Source organism: Coleofasciculus sp. C1-SOL-03 (assembly GCF_040220555.1).
Taxonomy (GTDB): Bacteria; Cyanobacteriota; Cyanobacteriia; order Cyanobacteriales; family Coleofasciculaceae; genus Coleofasciculus.
Map to the genome: position 1 here is coordinate 48,369 of NZ_JAVJUO010000155.1, position 18,561 is coordinate 66,929.

The following is an 18,561-nucleotide window of genomic DNA, read 5'->3' on the forward strand; positions in this document are numbered from 1 at the left end:
AGTAGAAAAATTTATGTGATCAATTCTATTCTAGCTATTCCGCAGTGACAAATGACAAAGGACAAATGACGAAAAATGATTGGACATCTGAATTTGATATTGCGATTAACCATCTGGTTTTTGCTCACCGCTAGTCTGAGTGTACCAAATATCATCATTGGCATCGCCATTGCCCTTCTCTTGCCGGGACGTCCCAAAACTCCGGAATCATTAAAGGATTGGTTGCGGGTGCTGGGGGAGGTACTTGTGGCGATTCCCCAGGCGTATTTTGAGGCATTTGAAATTATGTTCCGTCCTCATAAATATGAAGATGTAATTCTGGAACGAGTCAAACCCCAGCGCACACCTGGACTGGTTTTCCTCGATATATTTTTAATTACGTTTACACCCAAAACAATTGTTTTAAAATACCACGAGGAAGGGTCTTATGAAGTCCACCGAATTAGCCGGAGAAAACGAACATGAATTTGATTTTAATTACTATGCTGTTGGCGTTGCTAATCCCCATGTATGAGGCATGGCAGGATGATGATATTTGGCAAAAAATGTTGGCATTTGCCAGTATTGCGACTAAAACCTCAATCATGATTCTGGTTGTCTCTGTCTTACGGGATGACTGGATGATCGGAGTCGTCGGGGTGATTATTCTGAGTGTGGGAAATGCCGGATTAATGTTGTTGGCACATATCCTGAAACGCATGAGTGATTTAGCAGAAGAGTCCTATTATGATCAACGTGCTTAGTTATATCTGTATTGGGTTAGGAATTGTCTTCTGGTTTTGGGGAACTTTTCCGTTGATTGGTCACCGATCGGTATTATTTAAACTCCATACTCTTTCGGTGGCAGATACTCTTGGCTCAATGAGTATTATCGTCGGATTGTTGCTAAAAATACCCAGTGAGTGGCCCCTACTGATTCTCGCCATCATCTCCTTGGCGATTTGGAATACGGTGCTGGGGTATGTGTTGGCGTACTGTTCAAGTAGTGGGAAAGAGGTTGACTATGAATGAAAGTGATATCTATGTGATTATTGCGCTGCTGCCTTTGGCTTCTTGTATGTTGATCTTTCAGGTGAATCCTTACCATGCTTTGGTGATTCGGGGTATCTTGGGAGCGGTAGCGGCATTGGTTTATGCCGTGTTAGGCGCGGCAGATGTGGCGTTGACCGAAGCTTTAGTTGGTACCATGCTGGCGATTACGCTGTATGCCGTGGCGGTGCGTTCATCTTTAACGATGCGTCTGGGTGTACTTGAAGAAAGTGGCGATAAAGTGCCGACTACGGAAGAAGTTGAGCAGCATTTTGGGGAACTGATGGATGATTTACGCGGCATTTTTGGCAAGCATTATATGCGTGTCGAGTTAGTCCCGTACACGGATCAGCAGGCGTTGCATCGGGCGCTGATGGAGAAAGAAATTCATGCCACCTGTACGCGATCGCACGAAACCGAACTAGAGCCTCAAGACCCGACAGTACCGGAGTCTGAGACGCCATCTTATCACACCGCGACTCGGGTGCAACGTCTCTATGACATCATGCGAACCGAACTGTCGTCACCCGCGACACATTTAACCTATATCAATACACCAGATTCAGGAGAGGGACACTAATGAAATGGGTTTACATTGCAGCCGGGGTAGCGCTGTACGTCATATTCCTGATCACGCGCAATATGCCCAATTCGGCACCGGATTTGTCGGATATTTCTATCGTTGAAGCCGTTGTCGAAGACAGTGGCGTGTCCAATGTGGTTTCGGGTATCATTTTCCGGAATCGGTTGTATGACACGATCTTTGAAGTAGTGGTATTTACGATCGCGATTATGGGTGTGCGGTTTCTGCTGGCGGATGAGAAGCCATTCTGCACCGTCTATCAATTTAGCGATCAACCCTCGATCATTCTGGCGCGTTTGGGAGCAACCATTTCCGCTTTGGTGGGTATCGAATTGGCGATTCGGGGACATCTTAGCCCTGGTGGTGGATTTGCGGCTGGGGTAGCTGGAGGAACCGCGATCGGTTTGGTGGCGATTACTTCATCAACGGAGTGGATGCAGGGGATCTATAAGCGCTGGCACGCCTCTAGATGGGAGAAGGTTTCGGTGCTGGTTTTCATTGTCCTAGCCGCCATCACTCTGGTTGGAATCGAGTTACCCCATGGAGAGTTAGGCAAACTCCTCAGTGGCGGGATTATCCCTCTACTCAATATCCTAGTCGCCGTCAAAGTCGCCTTGGGTTCGTGGGCGGCTATTTTAGTGTTTGTTCATTATCGGGGATTATTGTGATCATTGGACTTTGGACAAAAATTAAAGGTTGAGATTAGGGAACAGTGAACAGTGAACAGTGAACAGTTAACAGTTAACAGTTAACTGTTAATATCGAATCCTGTTGATTGAACACAAATGCAATCACGTCAGAATGAGGATTTCAGCCATTTTTAGTGAGGTTGTTTAACCGGATTTGATATAACAGGGAACGGTAAGGATTTGATACCAAGTTGCATTCTCAAGATATAACCTTCTCTTCTGCTTCCCCAGCTTCCCCAGCTTCCCCCGCTTCCCCTGCTCCCTACCCCACCACAAGACTTATTCACCAGTCCCTATGTTAGAACCGTTGACCCAAACCAAACTGGACTCGGCTATCTCCTTGGTCATTAAATCCTAAATCAGCGCGGATGATACCCACCGGGGAATTAACACGCAATCCTGCACCGTAACCAAAGCCACTTCCCGGCTTACCCCGCACCACACCGGGTTCTCCCGGTACAGTTTCACTCGAACCCAAATCAGACGCAAAGTCAGCAAAGACAACCGCGCCAACCGGATTAAAGATAGGAATCCGATACTCCGCCGACGCTAACACATAACTGCGCCCTGTTCCGACATCTCCGGTACCGTAGCCTCGCACCGAATTTTGACCGCCAAGGTTAAAGGCGTCGTAGGGGGGTAAGTCACCAATCGTAGTTCCTCCCTGAACGTTAAACGCTAAGACTTCTTGACTATTGCCATTAAAGACATCAACGGGAACATACTGGGAGTAATTCGCCTCCAGCCGATTCATCAAAATGCTGCCATTACCAATCGGTACAGACTGTTCCGTACTCAGACGCACCAAAGAACCTTGGGTGGGATTAACGGGGTTGTCGCGTTTATCCCGTGTCACTCCGGCGGAAACGGTAACTAAATCATCAATTCCGCTATCGCTGAAGGAGAGACGATTTCCGAATTCATCAACCGCCTTCACTTCGCCGTCACTATCACGGATACTGGTGCGGGTATAGTTGACGCCTACCGACGCATCCCATTCCTCATTCACGGGTTTGGATAAGCTGACACCACCGCCAAACTGTCCTTCACGGGGATCATCCCCATTGGCGAGATCAACATCACCATCGAAGGTTCGGGATACGGTACGACGGCGAAACGTATTCACGTTATATCCCGGTTGTTCTGGATTACTCGCCCGATAGGGTCTACCATAGTTGCCATCAAACTGGAAGTCGCGACGGCTAAACTGCATATTCAATCCCAGTTTCTGGTTCACACCGCCGAGATTGAAGTCGTTATAGCTGAGTGTGCCAAAAACACCGCTATCATTGCTATATCCTGCGCCAGCATTGACGCCACGAGCTGATCGTTCAATCAGATTGTAAATAACATCGACGTTTCTCGCATCACCATTTAGAGAAATGTCTACCTGCTCAAATAATCCTAATTGGTAAAGCTGTTGCAAGTCTTGGCGGACAACCTCTACATTAAAGACTTGACCGGGTTGTAGGTTCAATTCGCGATTAATGAAATCCTCACGAGTTCGTCCGTCTGTGGGTTCGCCTTCTTCGTCGAGGAAGCGGAAATTAATGTCACTGACGACGCCTTCGGCTACTTCAACCGTAATCACGCCATCGGATGTCGATCGCACGTCTAACACCTGTGCCAAGATATAGCCATTGTCTTCATACCATTGGTCTAACTGTTGTACGCCTTGACGTAGGTTAGCGGGACTAACGGGTTGACCCAATTGCGGATTAAAAATAGAATTAGCCACGTCTGGAGTGAGAACTTGGTTACCGGATAGTTCAAGCGATCGCGCGATAACGGATTCAACCTGATAAACCACTTCCCAGCCGTTAGAATTAGCGGTTGGCGTGACACTGGCGTTGGCAAAGAACCCTGTATTTAAAATCCCTTGAATATCCTGATCTAGTTGGCTTTGACTGGTTTGACCCCCTGGGCGAGTGCGAATCGTTTTTAAGACAAGCTGCTGCAATTCTTCAGACACACCCACGACTTGCACATCCGTCGCCAGGACAACTAAATCATTAGACCGTTCCGATTGATTTAGGGTGGGAACAGATTGGGCAAATTCTGGGGTTGGCGTTGCTTCTGGAGAGGCGACGGTTCTAGGGGAAGGCGTGGCTGAGGTGGCTTCTGTGGGAACAACATAGTTTCGGGTTTCCGATGGTGGGTTAGTTGTCGGGGAATCGGGAGTCGCCATCGCTGGCTGAGTTAACTCGCTACCCACCAGCACAGCCAAAGTGGAAAAGGCAACAGCTCTATATAGCATAAAATTAGCCTCAATCGTCCGTTCGTTAGTGAAAATTGTCTTACGTTTGGTTAACCTGACCGAGGCTAAACCTGTGGAGTTCCAACCGATGTGCCACCTTTCTATCTGACACAATCTGTGTAGGGGCGGGTTTCACTATTATCGTTTTTTACCTCACCCAGATATGAATAAACCCGCCCCGACTAAGTTGAGAGAGGTTGATCAAACATGAAAATCTAACCTCTAAAATTATCTGACCTAAAAGCGATGTATCATATCAAATTCAGGTCAAACGTTATCGCAAAACTATGCAACAGGTTGATTGGCTGATTGTCCTGCTCTACCTGATTGGTTCAATGGGGTTAGGACTTTATCTATCTCGCAAAGCCTCAGGGAGTTTGGTCGATTTTTTCGTCTCCGGGCGATCGCTCCCTTGGTGGCTAGCGGGTACAAGTATGGCAGCGACGACGTTTTCTATTGATACACCGCTTTATATTGCCGGGGTGGTGGGCAATCGAGGAATTGCCGGAAACTGGGAATGGTGGAGTTTTGCCATCGCCCATCTGGTGATGATTTATATCTTTGCCCGATTGTGGCGACGTTCGGAAATCGTCACTGACGCCGAATTGACGGAACTCCGTTATGGTGGAAAACCTGCCGCCATCTTACGGGGAACTAAAGCCTTTTTATTTGCCGTACCGATTAACTGTATTGCCATTGGCTACGCTATGCTTGCCATGATTAAAGTGGTGGATGCCTTGGAACTTTGGCAGAGTTTGGGGATTGAACCGGGAGAAAATTTGAAAATTTGGAGTGTGGTTGGTGTTAGCGTTTTGGTTTTAATCTACTCAGGTTTTGCGGGGCTTTGGGGTGTCGTCACTACCGATTTTTTTCAGTTCTTTTTAGCACTATTTGGGGCAATTGTTGTCGCGATCGCAGCAGTGAATCATGTGGGTGGAATTCATGTACTTGTGCCAAAAGTGCAGCAGATGACTGGACATGATAGTTTATCCTTTTTTCCGATAACTGATAATTTTCGTTGGAGTGAAACGGCGGGAATTACCTCTAGTACCTTTTTTGCTTACGTTTTTCTCCAGTGGTGGACATTTCGTCGTAGTGATGGCGGTGGGGAATTTGTGCAACGTTTAGCGGCGTCTAAGGATGAAGCGGAAGCCGAGAAAGCCGCGTGGTTATTTAATATTCTTCATTATGTGATCAGAACCTGGCCCTGGATACTCGTGGCGCTGGTGGCGATTGTCGTCTATCCCGATTTATCCGACCGAGAATTGGGGTATCCGAAACTGATGCTGGATTTCCTCCCCCCGGTGATGTTGGGGTTAGTGGTTACGTCTCTACTGGCTGCGTTTATGAGTACGGTGTCTACGTCGATTAACTGGGGCGCGTCTTATTTAACCAATGATCTGTATCAGCGCTTTATCAGACCGAATGCTCAACAGTCAGAGTTGGTATTAGCGGGGCGGATTGCTTCAGTGGTGGTGACGGCATTAGGGGCGATGGCGGCGTTCTTTTCTCAGGATGTGGCAACCGTTTTTCGGTTAGTGATTGCCATTGGCACAGGTCCTGGCTTAGTCTTAATCTTACGCTGGTTTTGGTGGCGAATTAACGCCATAGCTGAACTGACGGCAATGGTGGGTGGGTTTATTGTCGGGTTAACCACCAGTATCGTCCCGATTATCCAGATTGAGGAGTTTGGTTTGCGTCTATTGGTGACGACAGTTATTACCAGTGGGTTATGGATTACAGCCATGTTAGTGACACCGCCAGAATCTGAGGCAACTCTAGATGAATTTTATCGTCGGGTGCGTCCAGCCGGTCCGGGTTGGCAACGTCAACAGGAAAGCACGGGTTTATTACCTGTTCAAAACCTGAGACAGGATATTCAACGGGTATTTGCCGCCATTTTATTGTTGTTTGGTACTATGTTTGCGATCGGAGGGTTTTTGCTGCTGCAATCCCTGACGGGTTGGGTGTCCCTCGTCATCGCTGTGGTTGGGGCAATGTTGCTACGTCAGCTTAATCGGAAAAAAGCTGTACCGATGCCCAGACCGGGATTAGATGATCAAGACGATAATTCCAAGTAGTTATAAGATAGATAACAATGGCGTTACAAATCTTTATCCAATTGGATACCTATGTCTATTTTCCGTCAGTATATTGCCCCTTTTCTGATCGTCTTAGTTTTTGTCGTCGCGTTACTCGCCGTTAGCGCTCGCATCTTTTTGCCCAATGATATGGCAGCGCCTGCACCTATTGAAGATGCCAATTCAGTAAGTATGAGGGAATTGGGGATGTTTTGAGTATTGAGTTTGTAGGGGCGGGTTTAGGGACTTTCGTCTCGCTGTTCATGATAACTGTTGTGCAAAATCCGCCCTGATATTATGTCCGGTTGAATACTCACATTTAGGTGCAGACAAGGCAGAGGGCAGAAGGCTCCAAGGCTCCAAGGGAAGGAGGAAGGTTGCAAGGAAGAAGGATATTACGGTTATTTCGGCGGACATGATATGACTCGTGTTATGCATCATTGCTCCCCCAACTTCCTAGCCTCCCACAAGACTTATTCAGCAGCCCCTAATTCCTTGTCCCCCTCGGCTCGCCATCGTTCCACCTTACCTTTCACCTGAAAAAGGGCGGGTTTAGTTCAGTTGAGGTTGTCTGCGAAACGTTATCGGTAAAACCCGCCCCTACAACCATACCCCTGTTCCCTTATTGCGATCAGATGCGTAAATTTTTAATCCCGGGCTATCAGCTACGAGTTGGCTCTCGATTAGAGAAAGCCACCCTGCTGAAGCTTCTCCAACTGAGTTACCAAGAGCTTTTTCCTCAACAGCAGGATTTTTCTCATTTAGAGGAAACAATACGGCGGTATTTTTGTCAAGAGACACCCTTGTGGTGGGTAGACGTAGCCAATTCTAAGGGTGACGTCGCGCCATCGCATCAACCTGTCGCTTGTCTGTGGCTGGGAAATGCCGTGGATCAGGTCAGGGGCGATCGCCATGCTCATGTTTTTTTACTCTATGTCATGCCGGAGCATCGGCGTCGGGGTATTGGTTCGGCACTGATGTGCCATGCTGAGAACTGGGCGAGAGAACGGGGCGATCGCCAAATTGGGTTGCAAGTGTTTCAGTCTAATCCATCGGCTGTCAGCCTTTACGATAAGTTAGGATTCCAAACCCAGTCCCTTTGGATGGTGAAACCGCTCTGTCAACGATCCGCACTTCATCCTTAGGGATAGAAGCGTAGAACTTTGGCGGTTGGATAAGAGTTCTGAGTTTTGACCCTTCACTTTGTTCACGGGCATACTTTTGAGTGAGAGAATTAAGTTAACCAAGGATTAATGACCAATGACCCATGACCCATGACAAATAACCGTGGAATAAGATATTTTTTTAGATATGTATGATAATGACGAGCTAAGATTAATCGAGGCAGCAGGTGAGCTAGAAAGCCCTCTGGATGAAATAGAGCCAATTGATGACCACTCAGAGGCGACTCAACCCGATCCAGAAGCAATGCTGGCTTTGCTAACCGCTCCAGAAACGCCCCAACGGATGCTGGCGGCGCGGGCTTTTTGTGAACTTCAAGATGAACGGGCAATTCCTCATCTGATTCATCTGTTAAACGATGTCTGTCCCTTAGTACGGGTTAGTGCGGCTTATGCATTAGGACGCAATCCTGATCCAACAGCCGTCGATCCCTTAATTGGGCAACTGAACCGGGATTGGAATGGGTATGTGCGTAAAGGGGTTGTTTGGGCATTAGGCAATTGCCGCGATCGCAGAGCATTGCCCAGTTTGATTGATGCCTTAGCTACAGATATCTCTGCCGTGCGTTTGTGGGCAGCAAGTTCTCTGGCACAGATGGCGAAGTTAGACTATGACGATATCGTTGCCTGTATTCCGCCGTTAATTACCGCCTTAAAGCAAGACCCTATGGCAGCAGTACGCAGTAACTGTGCTTGGTCATTAGGGCAACTTTGTCGAGAACTCCCCTCTAATGCTATCTATGCGGGTGCGGTTGATGGTTTAATTGAAGCCTTTGCCGAAGATGAAGATATGGGCGTGCGGGAAGATGCAAAAGCGGCTTTGTTGAGAGTGGGCGATCCTCGTGCCTTACAGATGATTGAGGCAATTGAACTAGATGGATTGTTTTAGGGGATTTGTCTTATGTTAGGGAACAGGGAACAGGGAATAGGGAACAGGGAACAGTTAACAGTTAAGCTGTTCGGCATTTAAACCTTAATGTCAATAATGGCGAAATCCTTGTAGCTACCCATTCCCAATTTAAATGCATGACAGCTTAACAGGTAAGATAGAGTTTTGAGTTTACTTACTCATTTTCCTCATCTCCCCCATCTCCCTCATCTTCCCTATCTCCCCCTGCTCCCCCTGCTCCCCCTGCTCCCCCTGCTCCCCCTGCTCCCCCTGCTCCCCCTGCTCTCTATTCCCTATTGCCTATCAACAGATTCTCTCTACAGACTGATGAACTTTTCGTGTTCTTTTCCCAAAATAGAAAGGTGAATAACAACGCAACAATAATCCGAGTCCTGCATTCTGACAGGTTGATCGGTTTTGAAGTATAGGGAGAAAAAATATGGCTGTAGCACAATCACAATTAAGACATGCAATTGGTGTCTTTCCTAGCCGTCAACAGGCAGAAAATGCGCTCATGGAACTCAGAGATAGAGGATTTGATCTGGATCGAGTTTCCGTGATTGCTAAAGACGCCAGTCTCAATGAGAAAATTGGCGGTACGGATCTCCATAAAAGCGGTGGCAACCAAGCGGGAGAAGGCGCCAAAGCTGGTGCGGCTGCTGGCGGTACTGTAGGCGGTTTCCTCGGCTTAATTGGTGGTCTAGGCGTATTAGCAATTCCTGGAGTCGGTGCAGCTACAGAATTAGGAGTTGTTTTAGCGAATACCCTGTTAGGAGGCGTCATTGGTGGCGCTGGTGGCGGTTTAGTCGGTGCCCTGATTGGTTGGGGAATCCCCGAAGATGCTGCTAAATATTATGATGAACGAGTTTCCGTTGGCGATTATGTAGTGATTGTAGAAGGTACAGAAACCGAGATCCTGAATATGCAACCCATTTTCCAAAATCGTGGAATTCAGGATTGGGCTATCTATAATGCACCTGGCGTCAATACTAATCCTCAGATGGGCACCAGGGTATAGATACAGGACTTACGCACAGGCTCTATTTGTAGGGTGCGTTAGCGAAGCGTAACGCACCTTTCCCCCATCAGTAGTGTGTCTGCGTAAGTCCTAAGATAGAAGGATGAGTAGGGGGTTTGGTAACCAAACCCCCAATTTTTTTGGGAAGATGCGACTGTTGCCTGTTGCCTGTTCCCTGTTGCCTCTCCCCACCACAAGACTTATTCAGCAGACCCTACCGCAGTTAAGGTAGACAACCTCTTTTTGTACAAAAAAATAACCCCTTCTGCTTGACTCTACAGAAGGAGTTTACTGGGCTTCTATTTTAGGTAAACTCGGAGGGAAATACTTGAGGCTCAATTAAGCCTTGTTGTTCTTTTTGGACTGTTGGCGCTTGAGCAAACCGCCGATTCCTAGAGCGGTAGCAGAACCTAAGATGGTGAGGGGTTCGGGAACAGGCTCAGCCTCAGTAGGAGCAACAGCAGACAGCTTGCTGCTACCCTCTCCATCTGAACCTACACTTGTTACACGAGCTGCGAATTTTTGACCGAGAAACTGGTCTAAACCGATGTTTTTAACCGTGAACATGGTGGAGGGAATAAAATCAGGTGAAGCACCTTGGGTTCCAATTTCCACGCCAATATCGAAGTTACCTGGATTGTTAGGACCACCACCATTTAAATTGGCATCACCCCCAAGGTCACTCACACTGCCAGCATTCTGCTGAATTTCAGGGATGTTGGAACCCATTTTGTCAATGTCAAGATCGAGCAGTGAATCATTTGCAATATCAAACCAGACGCCACGAAGATCACCACCACCATTGACATTTGAATCAACAGTTACAGTAAATTTAACATCATTGCCTACTTCTTCTAAGAGAAAATCTACCTCGGCATCATTTCCAGTAAATGGAGTGGCACTAAAGGTCACAAATGCTGCATCAGCAGGATTGAAGGAAGACATGGCGACGGCGGCGCCAGTAGCGGCTAAAACAGAAGGAACAAGAGAAGAGAATTTCATGTCAGTACTCCTTAGGACTAGATAACTCAATTGCTGAAGCGTTTGGACTGATTGGCTTCGGCTTGTTTGCTTTTCTATATTCACACTATAAGGGACTTCGCTTAGGTGTTGGGTAAAGTGGCAATGAAGAATGAGTTAATTTGTGTAAACTTCCTATAAAGATTAATCAAAATAAGGCTAAAACCTTTATTGGATAAGGGTTTTAGAGTTTTAGTTAATTCTCCGAATTTCTACCATTTTGAGGAAAAATAACCCCCCTCTGCTAGACAAACAGAAGGAGTTTTCTCTACTTAGGGGCTGCTGAATAAGTCGGACAAATACAACTGAGAAATTAAGTAGTTATATAACACGATAGCAACTATGAGTATTTATTGTTAACAACCCGGGCAGAAATAAGCTTTAATAATAATTCCACCTCGAAAAAGACGTAATTGTAGAATATACATAAAAAAAGACAAAAAAACCTGCCTGAGCAGGGCAGACAGATTCATGACGAGGAAAGTAATGGCAATCGCTGTTTCACAAGTATGAGGTAGTTTAGCCATGACTCGACCTAGGCTATATCTACGTTTTGATATACCAAATTTTCCTTCAATATTATTGCGAATTCTCTCGTCTTCTTGGGCTTGTTTCTTTAATTCTTGACTGACATTGGCTTTCGGTCTTCCTAAGGGAGGGCCGCTGATTCTAATTCCTTTTTCTTTGCAGAAGGCTCGATTGGCTCGACTGCGATAGATTTTATCTACATGAACAGATTCTGGATAGGCTCCTGTGTAGTTATAATAAGCTTCTATTTGAGTTTTTAAATCGGCAGATTCATTAAAATTCTCCCAACTGATACGGTCTAAAAACACGTATCCATCTCTTACACTTGCCGATATTTTAGCTCCAAATTCTACGGGAACTCCCGCTTTGCCTCTATCTATCCGCGTCAACTTAAGAGGAAACGCAAGCTAAGTGAGCCTTTGAATCTCGCTGCCTTAAAAATAACCCCCCTTAATCCCCCCTTGTTAAGGGGGGAAATGTTCCCCTGACAGGTGTAGGTTTTTTATTTTAGGGTTGGGACAAGACAAGGAGGACAAGGAAGGAAAGAAGACAAGGGGGGAAAACCGTACAGAATTCGGTTCGGTCAACCTCACTTCTAAAAGCCGAAACGCCCTATTTTTCGTTCTCACTCTTCCTTGTCTACTGGTCTACCTGTCTTCCTTGTCTTGCCTAGACCCCCATCTTAAAAAGCCTACCCTTGTGAGGAAATGTTCCCTCCCCTTGATAAGGGGAGGGTTAGGGTGGGGTAGAGTCAAGGTATTGCTTGGGTTTTCCGCTTAAGTTGACACCAATGGATAATATCGTACCCCTACCATAAATGGCGTGTGTGCTTAAGTCCTACATTTATCTTTTTGAACCCGAACCGCCAGAATAGCTGTTGAGATTCTGTGCGCGATCGCTTCTTTCTCCAATGACACACTCGCTCCCGTGCGAGATATATATCGTAAACACCTGGAATCACTCGCTACGTCTAGCCCAACCGGTTAAACGCCAGACACTGATAAACAAAGCCGCAGACACCAAAGCGCCCAAATTCCACTTCACCGAATTCTCCAGCAACCGCAAGCGCTGAGACTTCTTCCGCTCTTGAGCTTGCTCCTGCATCCGCGTCTCACCCTGTTCCAAAAATGTCGAAAGCTGCTCTTTCACCTCAGCTAACTGCTCAGTACCTTGAATCTGTGGGGTGCGCCCTTGACTATCCAATTGACTAATCAGAAACTGCATCTGTTCTACAGTTGTCGCTTGTCCTAGCGCCTCTCTCACCTGTTGAATCTGCTCTTGTCGCTGTTCAACTTGCCGTTCAACTTGCTGCCTATTTTGGTTATCCAGCCGTATTGTGTTCACCACACCCAAGGGAACCAGTAAAAAGAACAAAACCCCTACCAGCAAAGCCAGCCAGGACAAAATATTCAGTACTAAAGGTTCCCAACGGGTGCGTTGATCCCGTTCGCCTAGAAACACCAGCGCCAACCCCAGCAACGGTACAGGAACCCGTTCCACCAATTGTCCGATTGTCTGAAACTCCCAAGCGGGATTCATCAACACCGGAGGTACAAATATCTCTACGACATCGAAGAATGCCAAAATCAATAACCCATAGCCGATCCACCGCACCACTCCAATGGATTTGGATAAACCGGCGCTAAACTTCCACAGTTGGTCGATCGCGGGAACAAATTTATCTTTTTCTTCTGATTGCGTCATGGTTTTAATTATCGGTTATTTGTCATTCGTCATTTGTCATACTCGCTATCGCGAGAAGCAAGCTACGTCTTATGTCCGACATAATGATCACAACTAATTCATGGGTTAGCAGACTAATGACGTTTAACGTTCAACGTATTCGCGAGAGTCCTCGCCCTCAACTCTCGTAGGGCGGGGTTCATGAATAGATTATCTCGTTTTCCCTACCTCTGGAAACAGATTGTCTAAATTATGAGTGGTAAGCATGTTCGGCATTTAAACCATAATGTCAAGAATTGGGAAATCCTTGTAGTGTGAGCATCTTGCTCACTACCTATACACAATTTCAAGCCTGGGAAGCCGAGTCGCTGACTGTCCTTTGCCCTTCTCCGCCAGAGTTGCCAGAATGACTTTCAGCAACACCACGAGAACGGCTCCCAAAATCAGTGCTAACACAAAAATTCGCACCTGTTTCCAGGACATTATGCCTCCTCAGCCTCCGGAGAACTCGCGTCCTCCAGCCGCAGCAGGAACCAGTAAAACACGCCGAAAACCATTACGGCAATCATCCCGAAGACTAGAGAACCTTCGCCTTCATGCCAGTATTTAAACGCTTCCATATTTTGGGCATTTGCCAGCACCGCCATCAACGCCACCCGGAAGCTATTGACGACAAATCCGACAACCAACGCCATAATTGGCACGAAATACTGCTTGCGGCGACTGATGGGAAACATGATTAGACAAATCACCGATAGTCCTAACACATAGGTCATCGCTTCCATGCCGGAACAGCCATGATACACCTTAACGCCACCATCAGGCAGATTAATAAAGACCTTATCGTAGAGATAGACCTGAAAACCTATATAGTGCAGCATAAACGCCGAAAATTTAGCCGTGATCGGCGAAATATCCGGTATAAATGAGGCAATTGTCGCCGGTCCACCGAGAAAAAACAGGATGGTTATTTCTTGCCAGTATTGTTTGAATCCTTTAAACCCAGAGGCAAGTAACGCCACACCAATGGCAGAAATAAACGGCAGCAGGCGCAGTAATGGTGCCAGCCTTTGCACATTTTCATTGGTTAGCTTCAACCCACTGATGCTGGCGCTGTACCAGAGGACAAAACCAATGACTAACGCCCCAGCGATGCTAGGGAGGACTCCACTTTCCAGGTTTAACTCATGGCGTTTGCCCCACAGCAGGGAACCGACAGCTAGCCAAAACAAAACACTCATGCCAAGCTGGGCTTCGTCTCCGGCTTTCCAACTGAGTGTCATGTAAATGGCAACTAAGCCAGCCGCTATAGCAAGAAGCCAGTAGGGGGGGATTTTTAATCGTTGCAGGGGTGTGAGAGAGGTCGCTTTCATGGTGCTTTTGGGGTAGAGACGATTAGCCAAACTGAATACGTATCATTACATCATTAAAGTCGATATCACTATCATTTGTCAGGTCTTCCCAGGCAAATTCATTGGGAGACAGTCGCCAGAAGTTATCGATTCCATTGGGGTTGGCGGCAATTATTGAGAAAAAGGCTAAGGGGGAATTCCCCAGTAAGTTGTCGGGGTTTTCCCGTAAAAACTGTTCGGTTGTGCCGTTTTGGATCAAATACCATCCTAAAACGCGATCGCCCTCCACATTCAGGGTTCGTTGCCCATTCCCCGTCTCTCCTGGTGCAACGATAACCTGGCGATTCCGCTGAGACAGGGCAGCTGCAGCATATCCTGGATCACCAGGGAATAAATTACCGATTCGCCCATCAGGATGATCAAATAGAAATAAACCCAGTTCATGACTGATCACGCTATCTTGTGCCATCCAGTTGACAATCAGGGAACTCATCTCACCCAACTCCCCTGGCACCGTCCAATCGGCGTTACTGACATTGAAGATAACATCATTAAAATCTTGATCGCCGCCACCCGTGAGATCTTCCCAAGCCAGTTGCACCATCCCATCCCCCAACTCGGTGCGTTGAACGTGGTTAAACTGATCCGGATTTGCCGCCGTGACGGAGAAAAAGGCAATGGTTTCCCCATCCAGACGATTGTCCGGATTCTCGGCTAGCCAGTCTGCCTGGGTACTATCCTGAATTAAATAAAACACCCAATAGTCTCCCCCTTGGAGACTCAAATCCACACCCTTACCCACAGTCTCACCTCGGGCAAATAATACCTGACGTTCGGCACGGGTTAAGGCTTGCTGGGCATATCCGGGATCACCGGGGCGCACCCCATTCACCGTTCCCATCGCATCATCGACTCGCAAGACACCGACTTCATTTTTAAACTGGGCTTCTCGGAACGTCCAGTCGAACTGCAAGCGCACCGCCTCTCCGGGAGTTCCACCCACTTGGAAAACGCCCTGAGTTGAACCAATTTGTGCCAGATCCACTAAACCAACGGGTAGAGTAGGTGTTGGTGTTGGTGTTGGGTTATCATCACTTTCATCAACATCCGCGATCGCAATCTCAAAGTCCTCTTCAAAAGAGAAGCCATCGGCATCGGTACTGCGAACTGTAACCCGATGACTCGGATTTGTCTCAAAGTCTAGCTGAGAACCATCAGCGACTTGCAATGTATTATCGGCGATCGCAAACCGTCCTCCAGCATCATCAATTAACCTGTAAGTATGGCGATCATCTGTATCCGGGTCAATCGTCGCAAGCTGACCCACAACCGTCCCCGATGCCGTATTTTCAGCAACGGTTTGATTATCTAAACGAATCCCTGTGGGTGGATTACCAACAGGAGTCGCTGGACTTTGCCAAACTGAGAAAAAGGCATCCTCACTTCCCCCCGAAGTCCCCTGAAGCGGATTAACCGTAATCATATTCGTACCAGCATTTGTGGACACCATCGCCCGGATATCTCCAAACACCGCCACCCCATTCACCTCAGAACCCGATGGATTACCTCCCGACCAAAGTCCCACCAGTTCCCGATCTTGAAAATCCTCACTAACGGCAATTACTGCCCCTTCAAAGCCACTGTAGGGTCCCACAGGAGTGCCATTAATTTGCAACTCGTCACGATTGGGTAAAGAAGCACCCGCTTGACCGCCAATATACACTCTGCCATTGGCATCCGCCGTAATCGCATTAATCGCAAAGGAATTCCCTTTACCACTGGAAAGGCGGGTGAGGAAAATCTGACCCTGATCCAAAGTTCCTGTCGCCGGATTCAAGCGGGCAAAATAGGCAAATTTCCCATTACCACTGTTCGAGGTGTTTGTGTAGTTGTCGATGTTAATATTATCGGCAAATTGGGTAATGTTTTGGGGATTGCGTTGAAAAACACTATTTCCTCCATCCAAGCTACCCGCAAAGTAAAGCTGATTATCTCGTCCAATCGCCACCCGTAACCCGCGAGTATCTGCGCCTAAATCCTTTCCGGCGGCTTCGTTAGCCGAAAAATTGTAATTTTCCCAGTTGATCTCACCCGTGTAGCTATAACTGCGGAGTAAGGGAAGCTGTAAATTGGTACTTACCTGTCGATATCCGGTGACAAAGACGGATGAGGTATTACTGTCAATTGCCACATCTGCAATCTGAGTTCCGGCTACCGTAAAGTTCCCGATGGGAGTCCCCTCGGAATTATAAACCGTCACCTGATCGTCGGCGAGGACAGCCACCCGACCTTGTTGATCCACGGCGACTCGTTGGGCGCTACCGGGATTGGCACTCCAGAGAACCTGGCTGGCGTCACTGTTAAGAGTTTTGACGCCAAAGTCACCGACAACGGTTATGTTGCCATTATTGCGATTGAGATCCAAGTCATCCACATCAGCGCCCACCTGAGTGACTGAAAGTCTCGTTTGTCCCGTCGAATCCAAACGGATAACTGCCCCTTGTACCTCTGCTAAACTCTGAGTCGGTGTTAGATCAAAATTCCCGCCAATCACAATGGTTCTGTCTGGGGCAATTTCCACCGCATTGCCACTATCATCCCCATTTCCCCCTAAAAAACTGGCACTATTGACGGTGAGATTATTATCTACCGCATCCAGTACCGCCTGATACGCCGACTGCGCCCACTTATGCAACGCCACATCGGATTCAATCGTCCCCTGGAATACTTCCAACTCCCAGTCACCACCCAAGGCTGCACTCCCCGTGCGATCGCTAGAGGCGGCTACATCTGCCCCTGTCAACCGACTCACTTGTTCGATGAACTGTTGTCCTGACGCAGTTGCTGCCAGATTACAGCCATAGAACAGGATATCAGCCTCCGGTGTTAACGCCCCTGCCCAGGTTTGCAACTGATTGGCATACGTATTCAGTGTATCCAGGTTCAACTCTCCTGCGCCTAATTGCAAACCAGCCGACATGCCATGGGAGATAATCTGAACACTGGATAATCCTTGACGTTGTGCCAATACCTGAGTAATTTGGCGAACCCCATCCTGATCCGGTGTCAGCCTAACCACCTCAGCCCCAGGGACAACCCCAGCCACTAAGGTTTCAGCGTCTGCAATCCCGGCGTCTACGAATACTAAAGTACCGTTGTGGGCGTTTCCCAAATCCAACCCGGTGAGGATATCTCGCCCTGTCGCATTCTCTGATTCAGTGTTTAATGTCTCTGGAACGTCTACACTAGATAAGCGGCGTTCTAGAAACGGAATTGCCGCTTCAACGTCAATATCTGGAAGTGGCTGTAACTCTGGGATATACGCCTCACCGACAAGGCGGCGATCGCGGTTGGGTCTCCCATTGACTTCCCCGATTGGATTGAACTCTAGTCCCTCTGAGTATCCCGATAACCTGTCCGCCTCAGCGGATACTCCCAATCCTGTTCTTGGTTCGATCAGTTCCATCTGTACACTTCAATCGCCATTGCCACTCCAATCTAGCCTGAGGCATTAGGAAAGTGTGTAGGGGCGGGTTTCACTACTATCGTTGCTTACCCTCACCCAGATGTGACTAAACCCGCCCCGCCTTCCTTGTCTCCTAACGAATGACAAATGACAAATGACGAATGACAACTTTAAAAAACGCAACATTATCGCGAGTGCTTCGCAAGAATATTTTACATTTTTTTGCTCTAATCTTGGTTAAGCTAAAAATAACAGAGGAATTCAAGGAAAAATTATGAATGCTGTATTTGGGACTAGCACAAAGCGACCCACCTGGCAAACGATTGCTCTGTTTGTCTTGGGTCTGTGGTTAAGTAGTAGCTTTATTCTAGACTTCGTGATCATGCCCACTCTGGGAACGGTTGGAATGTTGAACGACGCCAGTTTTGCCAGTGCGGGTTATTCGATTTTCTGGATGTTTAATCGAATCGAGTTACTCTGTGCCGCTTTAGTTTTAACCAGCCTTTTGGCATTACGTGGTACATCTAATCTCTATCATCATGTCCGACGCTGGTCAATCGTATTATCTGGGCTTCTGTTAGCAATTGCTATCATTAATACCTACATCATGACGCCCCAGATGAGCGCTCTAGCGATGCAACTGAATCTGTTTGAGCCAGCAACGGGTATGGCAAGCGGAATGGTTGAGATGCATGAAGGCTATTGGTTCTTAGAAGCGATTAAGTTAATTGTCGGTGCGACTGTATTGGCTTGGTGTTATCACGATTCGCGAGAAATTGCTTAAT

Annotated in this window: 17 protein-coding genes and 1 pseudogene; 11 read left to right on the forward strand and 7 right to left on the reverse strand. The window is 47.4% G+C overall.

What is annotated here, in order from left to right:
* Nucleotides 1–75: 75 nt before the first annotated feature.
* From RIE73_RS25110 to RIE73_RS25130, 5 genes are read left to right on the forward strand one after another with little or no spacing between them, the layout of a single operon-like run.
* The gene (locus RIE73_RS25110) at nucleotides 76–465 is read left to right on the forward strand and encodes a cation:proton antiporter (RefSeq protein ID WP_446403772.1); all 390 of its coding nucleotides are present in this window, start codon (nucleotides 76–78) and stop codon (nucleotides 463–465) included.
* Complete coding sequence (locus RIE73_RS25115) at nucleotides 462–743, forward strand: hypothetical protein (protein WP_446403773.1); 282 nt, start codon at nucleotides 462–464, stop codon at nucleotides 741–743. The genes RIE73_RS25110 and RIE73_RS25115 overlap by 4 nt, the downstream gene beginning before the upstream one ends.
* A complete protein-coding gene (locus tag RIE73_RS25120; RefSeq protein WP_446386262.1) occupies nucleotides 727–1,011 on the forward strand; it encodes a monovalent cation/H(+) antiporter subunit G in 285 nt (94 codons plus the stop codon). The genes RIE73_RS25115 and RIE73_RS25120 overlap by 17 nt, the downstream gene beginning before the upstream one ends.
* On the forward strand, nucleotides 1,004–1,609 hold the full coding sequence (locus tag RIE73_RS25125; RefSeq protein ID WP_446403774.1) for a DUF4040 domain-containing protein: 606 nt from the start codon (nucleotides 1,004–1,006) through the stop codon (nucleotides 1,607–1,609). The genes RIE73_RS25120 and RIE73_RS25125 overlap by 8 nt, the downstream gene beginning before the upstream one ends.
* Nucleotides 1,609–2,280: a Na(+)/H(+) antiporter subunit B gene (locus RIE73_RS25130; protein WP_446403775.1), complete on the forward strand. Its 672-nt coding sequence runs from the start codon at nucleotides 1,609–1,611 to the stop codon at nucleotides 2,278–2,280. Before RIE73_RS25125 ends, RIE73_RS25130 begins: the two co-directional genes overlap by 1 nt.
* A 319-nt stretch (nucleotides 2,281–2,599) precedes the next feature.
* On the opposite strand, the gene RIE73_RS25135 is transcribed toward RIE73_RS25130, so the two are convergent.
* On the reverse strand, nucleotides 2,600–4,558 hold the full coding sequence (locus RIE73_RS25135; RefSeq protein WP_446403776.1) for a BamA/TamA family outer membrane protein: 1,959 nt from the start codon (nucleotides 4,556–4,558) through the stop codon (nucleotides 2,600–2,602).
* Between the two features lie 287 nt (nucleotides 4,559–4,845).
* On the opposite strand from RIE73_RS25135, the gene RIE73_RS25140 reads away from it, so the two are divergent.
* From RIE73_RS25140 to RIE73_RS25160, 5 genes are all read left to right on the forward strand, one after another.
* Nucleotides 4,846–6,639, forward strand: a complete 1,794-nt coding sequence (locus RIE73_RS25140; protein WP_446403777.1) for a sodium:solute symporter family protein — start codon at nucleotides 4,846–4,848, stop codon at nucleotides 6,637–6,639.
* A 51-nt stretch (nucleotides 6,640–6,690) separates the two neighbouring features.
* Nucleotides 6,691–6,855 (forward strand): hypothetical protein, encoded by a 165-nt coding sequence (locus RIE73_RS25145; protein ID WP_446344043.1) that lies wholly within the window; start codon nucleotides 6,691–6,693, stop codon nucleotides 6,853–6,855.
* A 419-nt stretch (nucleotides 6,856–7,274) separates the two neighbouring features.
* The gene (locus tag RIE73_RS25150) at nucleotides 7,275–7,784 is read left to right on the forward strand and encodes a GNAT family N-acetyltransferase (protein WP_446403778.1); all 510 of its coding nucleotides are present in this window, start codon (nucleotides 7,275–7,277) and stop codon (nucleotides 7,782–7,784) included.
* 166 nt (nucleotides 7,785–7,950) lie between these two features.
* Nucleotides 7,951–8,709 (forward strand): HEAT repeat domain-containing protein, encoded by a 759-nt coding sequence (locus RIE73_RS25155; RefSeq protein ID WP_446403779.1) that lies wholly within the window; start codon nucleotides 7,951–7,953, stop codon nucleotides 8,707–8,709.
* 439 nt (nucleotides 8,710–9,148) lie between these two features.
* Nucleotides 9,149–9,727: a general stress protein gene (locus RIE73_RS25160; RefSeq protein ID WP_446403780.1), complete on the forward strand. Its 579-nt coding sequence runs from the start codon at nucleotides 9,149–9,151 to the stop codon at nucleotides 9,725–9,727.
* 339 nt (nucleotides 9,728–10,066) lie between these two features.
* Here RIE73_RS25160 and RIE73_RS25165 read toward each other — a convergent pair whose 3' ends face one another.
* The 6 genes and pseudogenes from RIE73_RS25165 to RIE73_RS25190 all read right to left on the reverse strand — a co-directional run bounded on the left by RIE73_RS25165 (nucleotide 10,067) and on the right by RIE73_RS25190 (nucleotide 17,776).
* Nucleotides 10,067–10,729 carry a PEP-CTERM sorting domain-containing protein gene (locus tag RIE73_RS25165; RefSeq protein WP_446403781.1) on the reverse strand — a complete coding sequence of 221 codons (663 nt, stop codon included), beginning with the start codon at nucleotides 10,727–10,729 and terminating at the stop codon, nucleotides 10,067–10,069.
* Nucleotides 10,730–11,103: 374 nt separating this feature from the next.
* Nucleotides 11,104–11,655: pseudogene (locus RIE73_RS25170) on the reverse strand (transposase); the annotation flags it as partial.
* 577 nt (nucleotides 11,656–12,232) lie between these two features.
* Nucleotides 12,233–12,979, reverse strand: a complete 747-nt coding sequence (hpsJ-A, locus tag RIE73_RS25175) for an HpsJ-like protein, cyanoexosortase A-associated (RefSeq protein WP_446403782.1) — start codon at nucleotides 12,977–12,979, stop codon at nucleotides 12,233–12,235.
* Nucleotides 12,980–13,288: 309 nt separating this feature from the next.
* On the reverse strand, nucleotides 13,289–13,441 hold the full coding sequence (locus RIE73_RS25180) for a hypothetical protein (RefSeq protein WP_446403783.1): 153 nt from the start codon (nucleotides 13,439–13,441) through the stop codon (nucleotides 13,289–13,291).
* The gene (gene crtA, locus RIE73_RS25185) at nucleotides 13,441–14,331 is read right to left on the reverse strand and encodes a cyanoexosortase A (RefSeq protein ID WP_446403784.1); all 891 of its coding nucleotides are present in this window, start codon (nucleotides 14,329–14,331) and stop codon (nucleotides 13,441–13,443) included. Before crtA ends, RIE73_RS25180 begins: the two co-directional genes overlap by 1 nt.
* A 22-nt stretch (nucleotides 14,332–14,353) precedes the next feature.
* Nucleotides 14,354–17,776, reverse strand: a complete 3,423-nt coding sequence (locus RIE73_RS25190) for a DUF4347 domain-containing protein (protein WP_446403785.1) — start codon at nucleotides 17,774–17,776, stop codon at nucleotides 14,354–14,356.
* A gap of 274 nt (nucleotides 17,777–18,050) precedes the next feature.
* On the opposite strand from RIE73_RS25190, the gene RIE73_RS25195 reads away from it, so the two are divergent.
* Complete coding sequence (locus RIE73_RS25195) at nucleotides 18,051–18,560, forward strand: DUF4149 domain-containing protein (protein ID WP_446403786.1); 510 nt, start codon at nucleotides 18,051–18,053, stop codon at nucleotides 18,558–18,560.
* Nucleotide 18,561: the final 1 nt, after the last annotated feature.

Coding starts and splice junctions, on each gene's coding strand:
- RIE73_RS25110 (WP_446403772.1), top strand. CDS start 76: ATGATTGGACATCTGAATTTGATATTGCGATTAACCATCTGGTTTTTG.
- RIE73_RS25115 (WP_446403773.1), top strand. CDS start 462: ATGAATTTGATTTTAATTACTATGCTGTTGGCGTTGCTAATCCCCATG.
- RIE73_RS25120 (WP_446386262.1), top strand. CDS start 727: ATGATCAACGTGCTTAGTTATATCTGTATTGGGTTAGGAATTGTCTTC.
- RIE73_RS25125 (WP_446403774.1), top strand. CDS start 1,004: ATGAATGAAAGTGATATCTATGTGATTATTGCGCTGCTGCCTTTGGCT.
- RIE73_RS25130 (WP_446403775.1), top strand. CDS start 1,609: ATGAAATGGGTTTACATTGCAGCCGGGGTAGCGCTGTACGTCATATTC.
- RIE73_RS25135 (WP_446403776.1), bottom strand. CDS start 4,558: ATGCTATATAGAGCTGTTGCCTTTTCCACTTTGGCTGTGCTGGTGGGT.
- RIE73_RS25140 (WP_446403777.1), top strand. CDS start 4,846: ATGCAACAGGTTGATTGGCTGATTGTCCTGCTCTACCTGATTGGTTCA.
- RIE73_RS25145 (WP_446344043.1), top strand. CDS start 6,691: ATGTCTATTTTCCGTCAGTATATTGCCCCTTTTCTGATCGTCTTAGTT.
- RIE73_RS25150 (WP_446403778.1), top strand. CDS start 7,275: ATGCGTAAATTTTTAATCCCGGGCTATCAGCTACGAGTTGGCTCTCGA.
- RIE73_RS25155 (WP_446403779.1), top strand. CDS start 7,951: ATGTATGATAATGACGAGCTAAGATTAATCGAGGCAGCAGGTGAGCTA.
- RIE73_RS25160 (WP_446403780.1), top strand. CDS start 9,149: ATGGCTGTAGCACAATCACAATTAAGACATGCAATTGGTGTCTTTCCT.
- RIE73_RS25165 (WP_446403781.1), bottom strand. CDS start 10,729: ATGAAATTCTCTTCTCTTGTTCCTTCTGTTTTAGCCGCTACTGGCGCC.
- hpsJ-A (WP_446403782.1), bottom strand. CDS start 12,979: ATGACGCAATCAGAAGAAAAAGATAAATTTGTTCCCGCGATCGACCAA.
- RIE73_RS25180 (WP_446403783.1), bottom strand. CDS start 13,441: ATGTCCTGGAAACAGGTGCGAATTTTTGTGTTAGCACTGATTTTGGGA.
- crtA (WP_446403784.1), bottom strand. CDS start 14,331: ATGAAAGCGACCTCTCTCACACCCCTGCAACGATTAAAAATCCCCCCC.
- RIE73_RS25190 (WP_446403785.1), bottom strand. CDS start 17,776: ATGGAACTGATCGAACCAAGAACAGGATTGGGAGTATCCGCTGAGGCG.
- RIE73_RS25195 (WP_446403786.1), top strand. CDS start 18,051: ATGAATGCTGTATTTGGGACTAGCACAAAGCGACCCACCTGGCAAACG.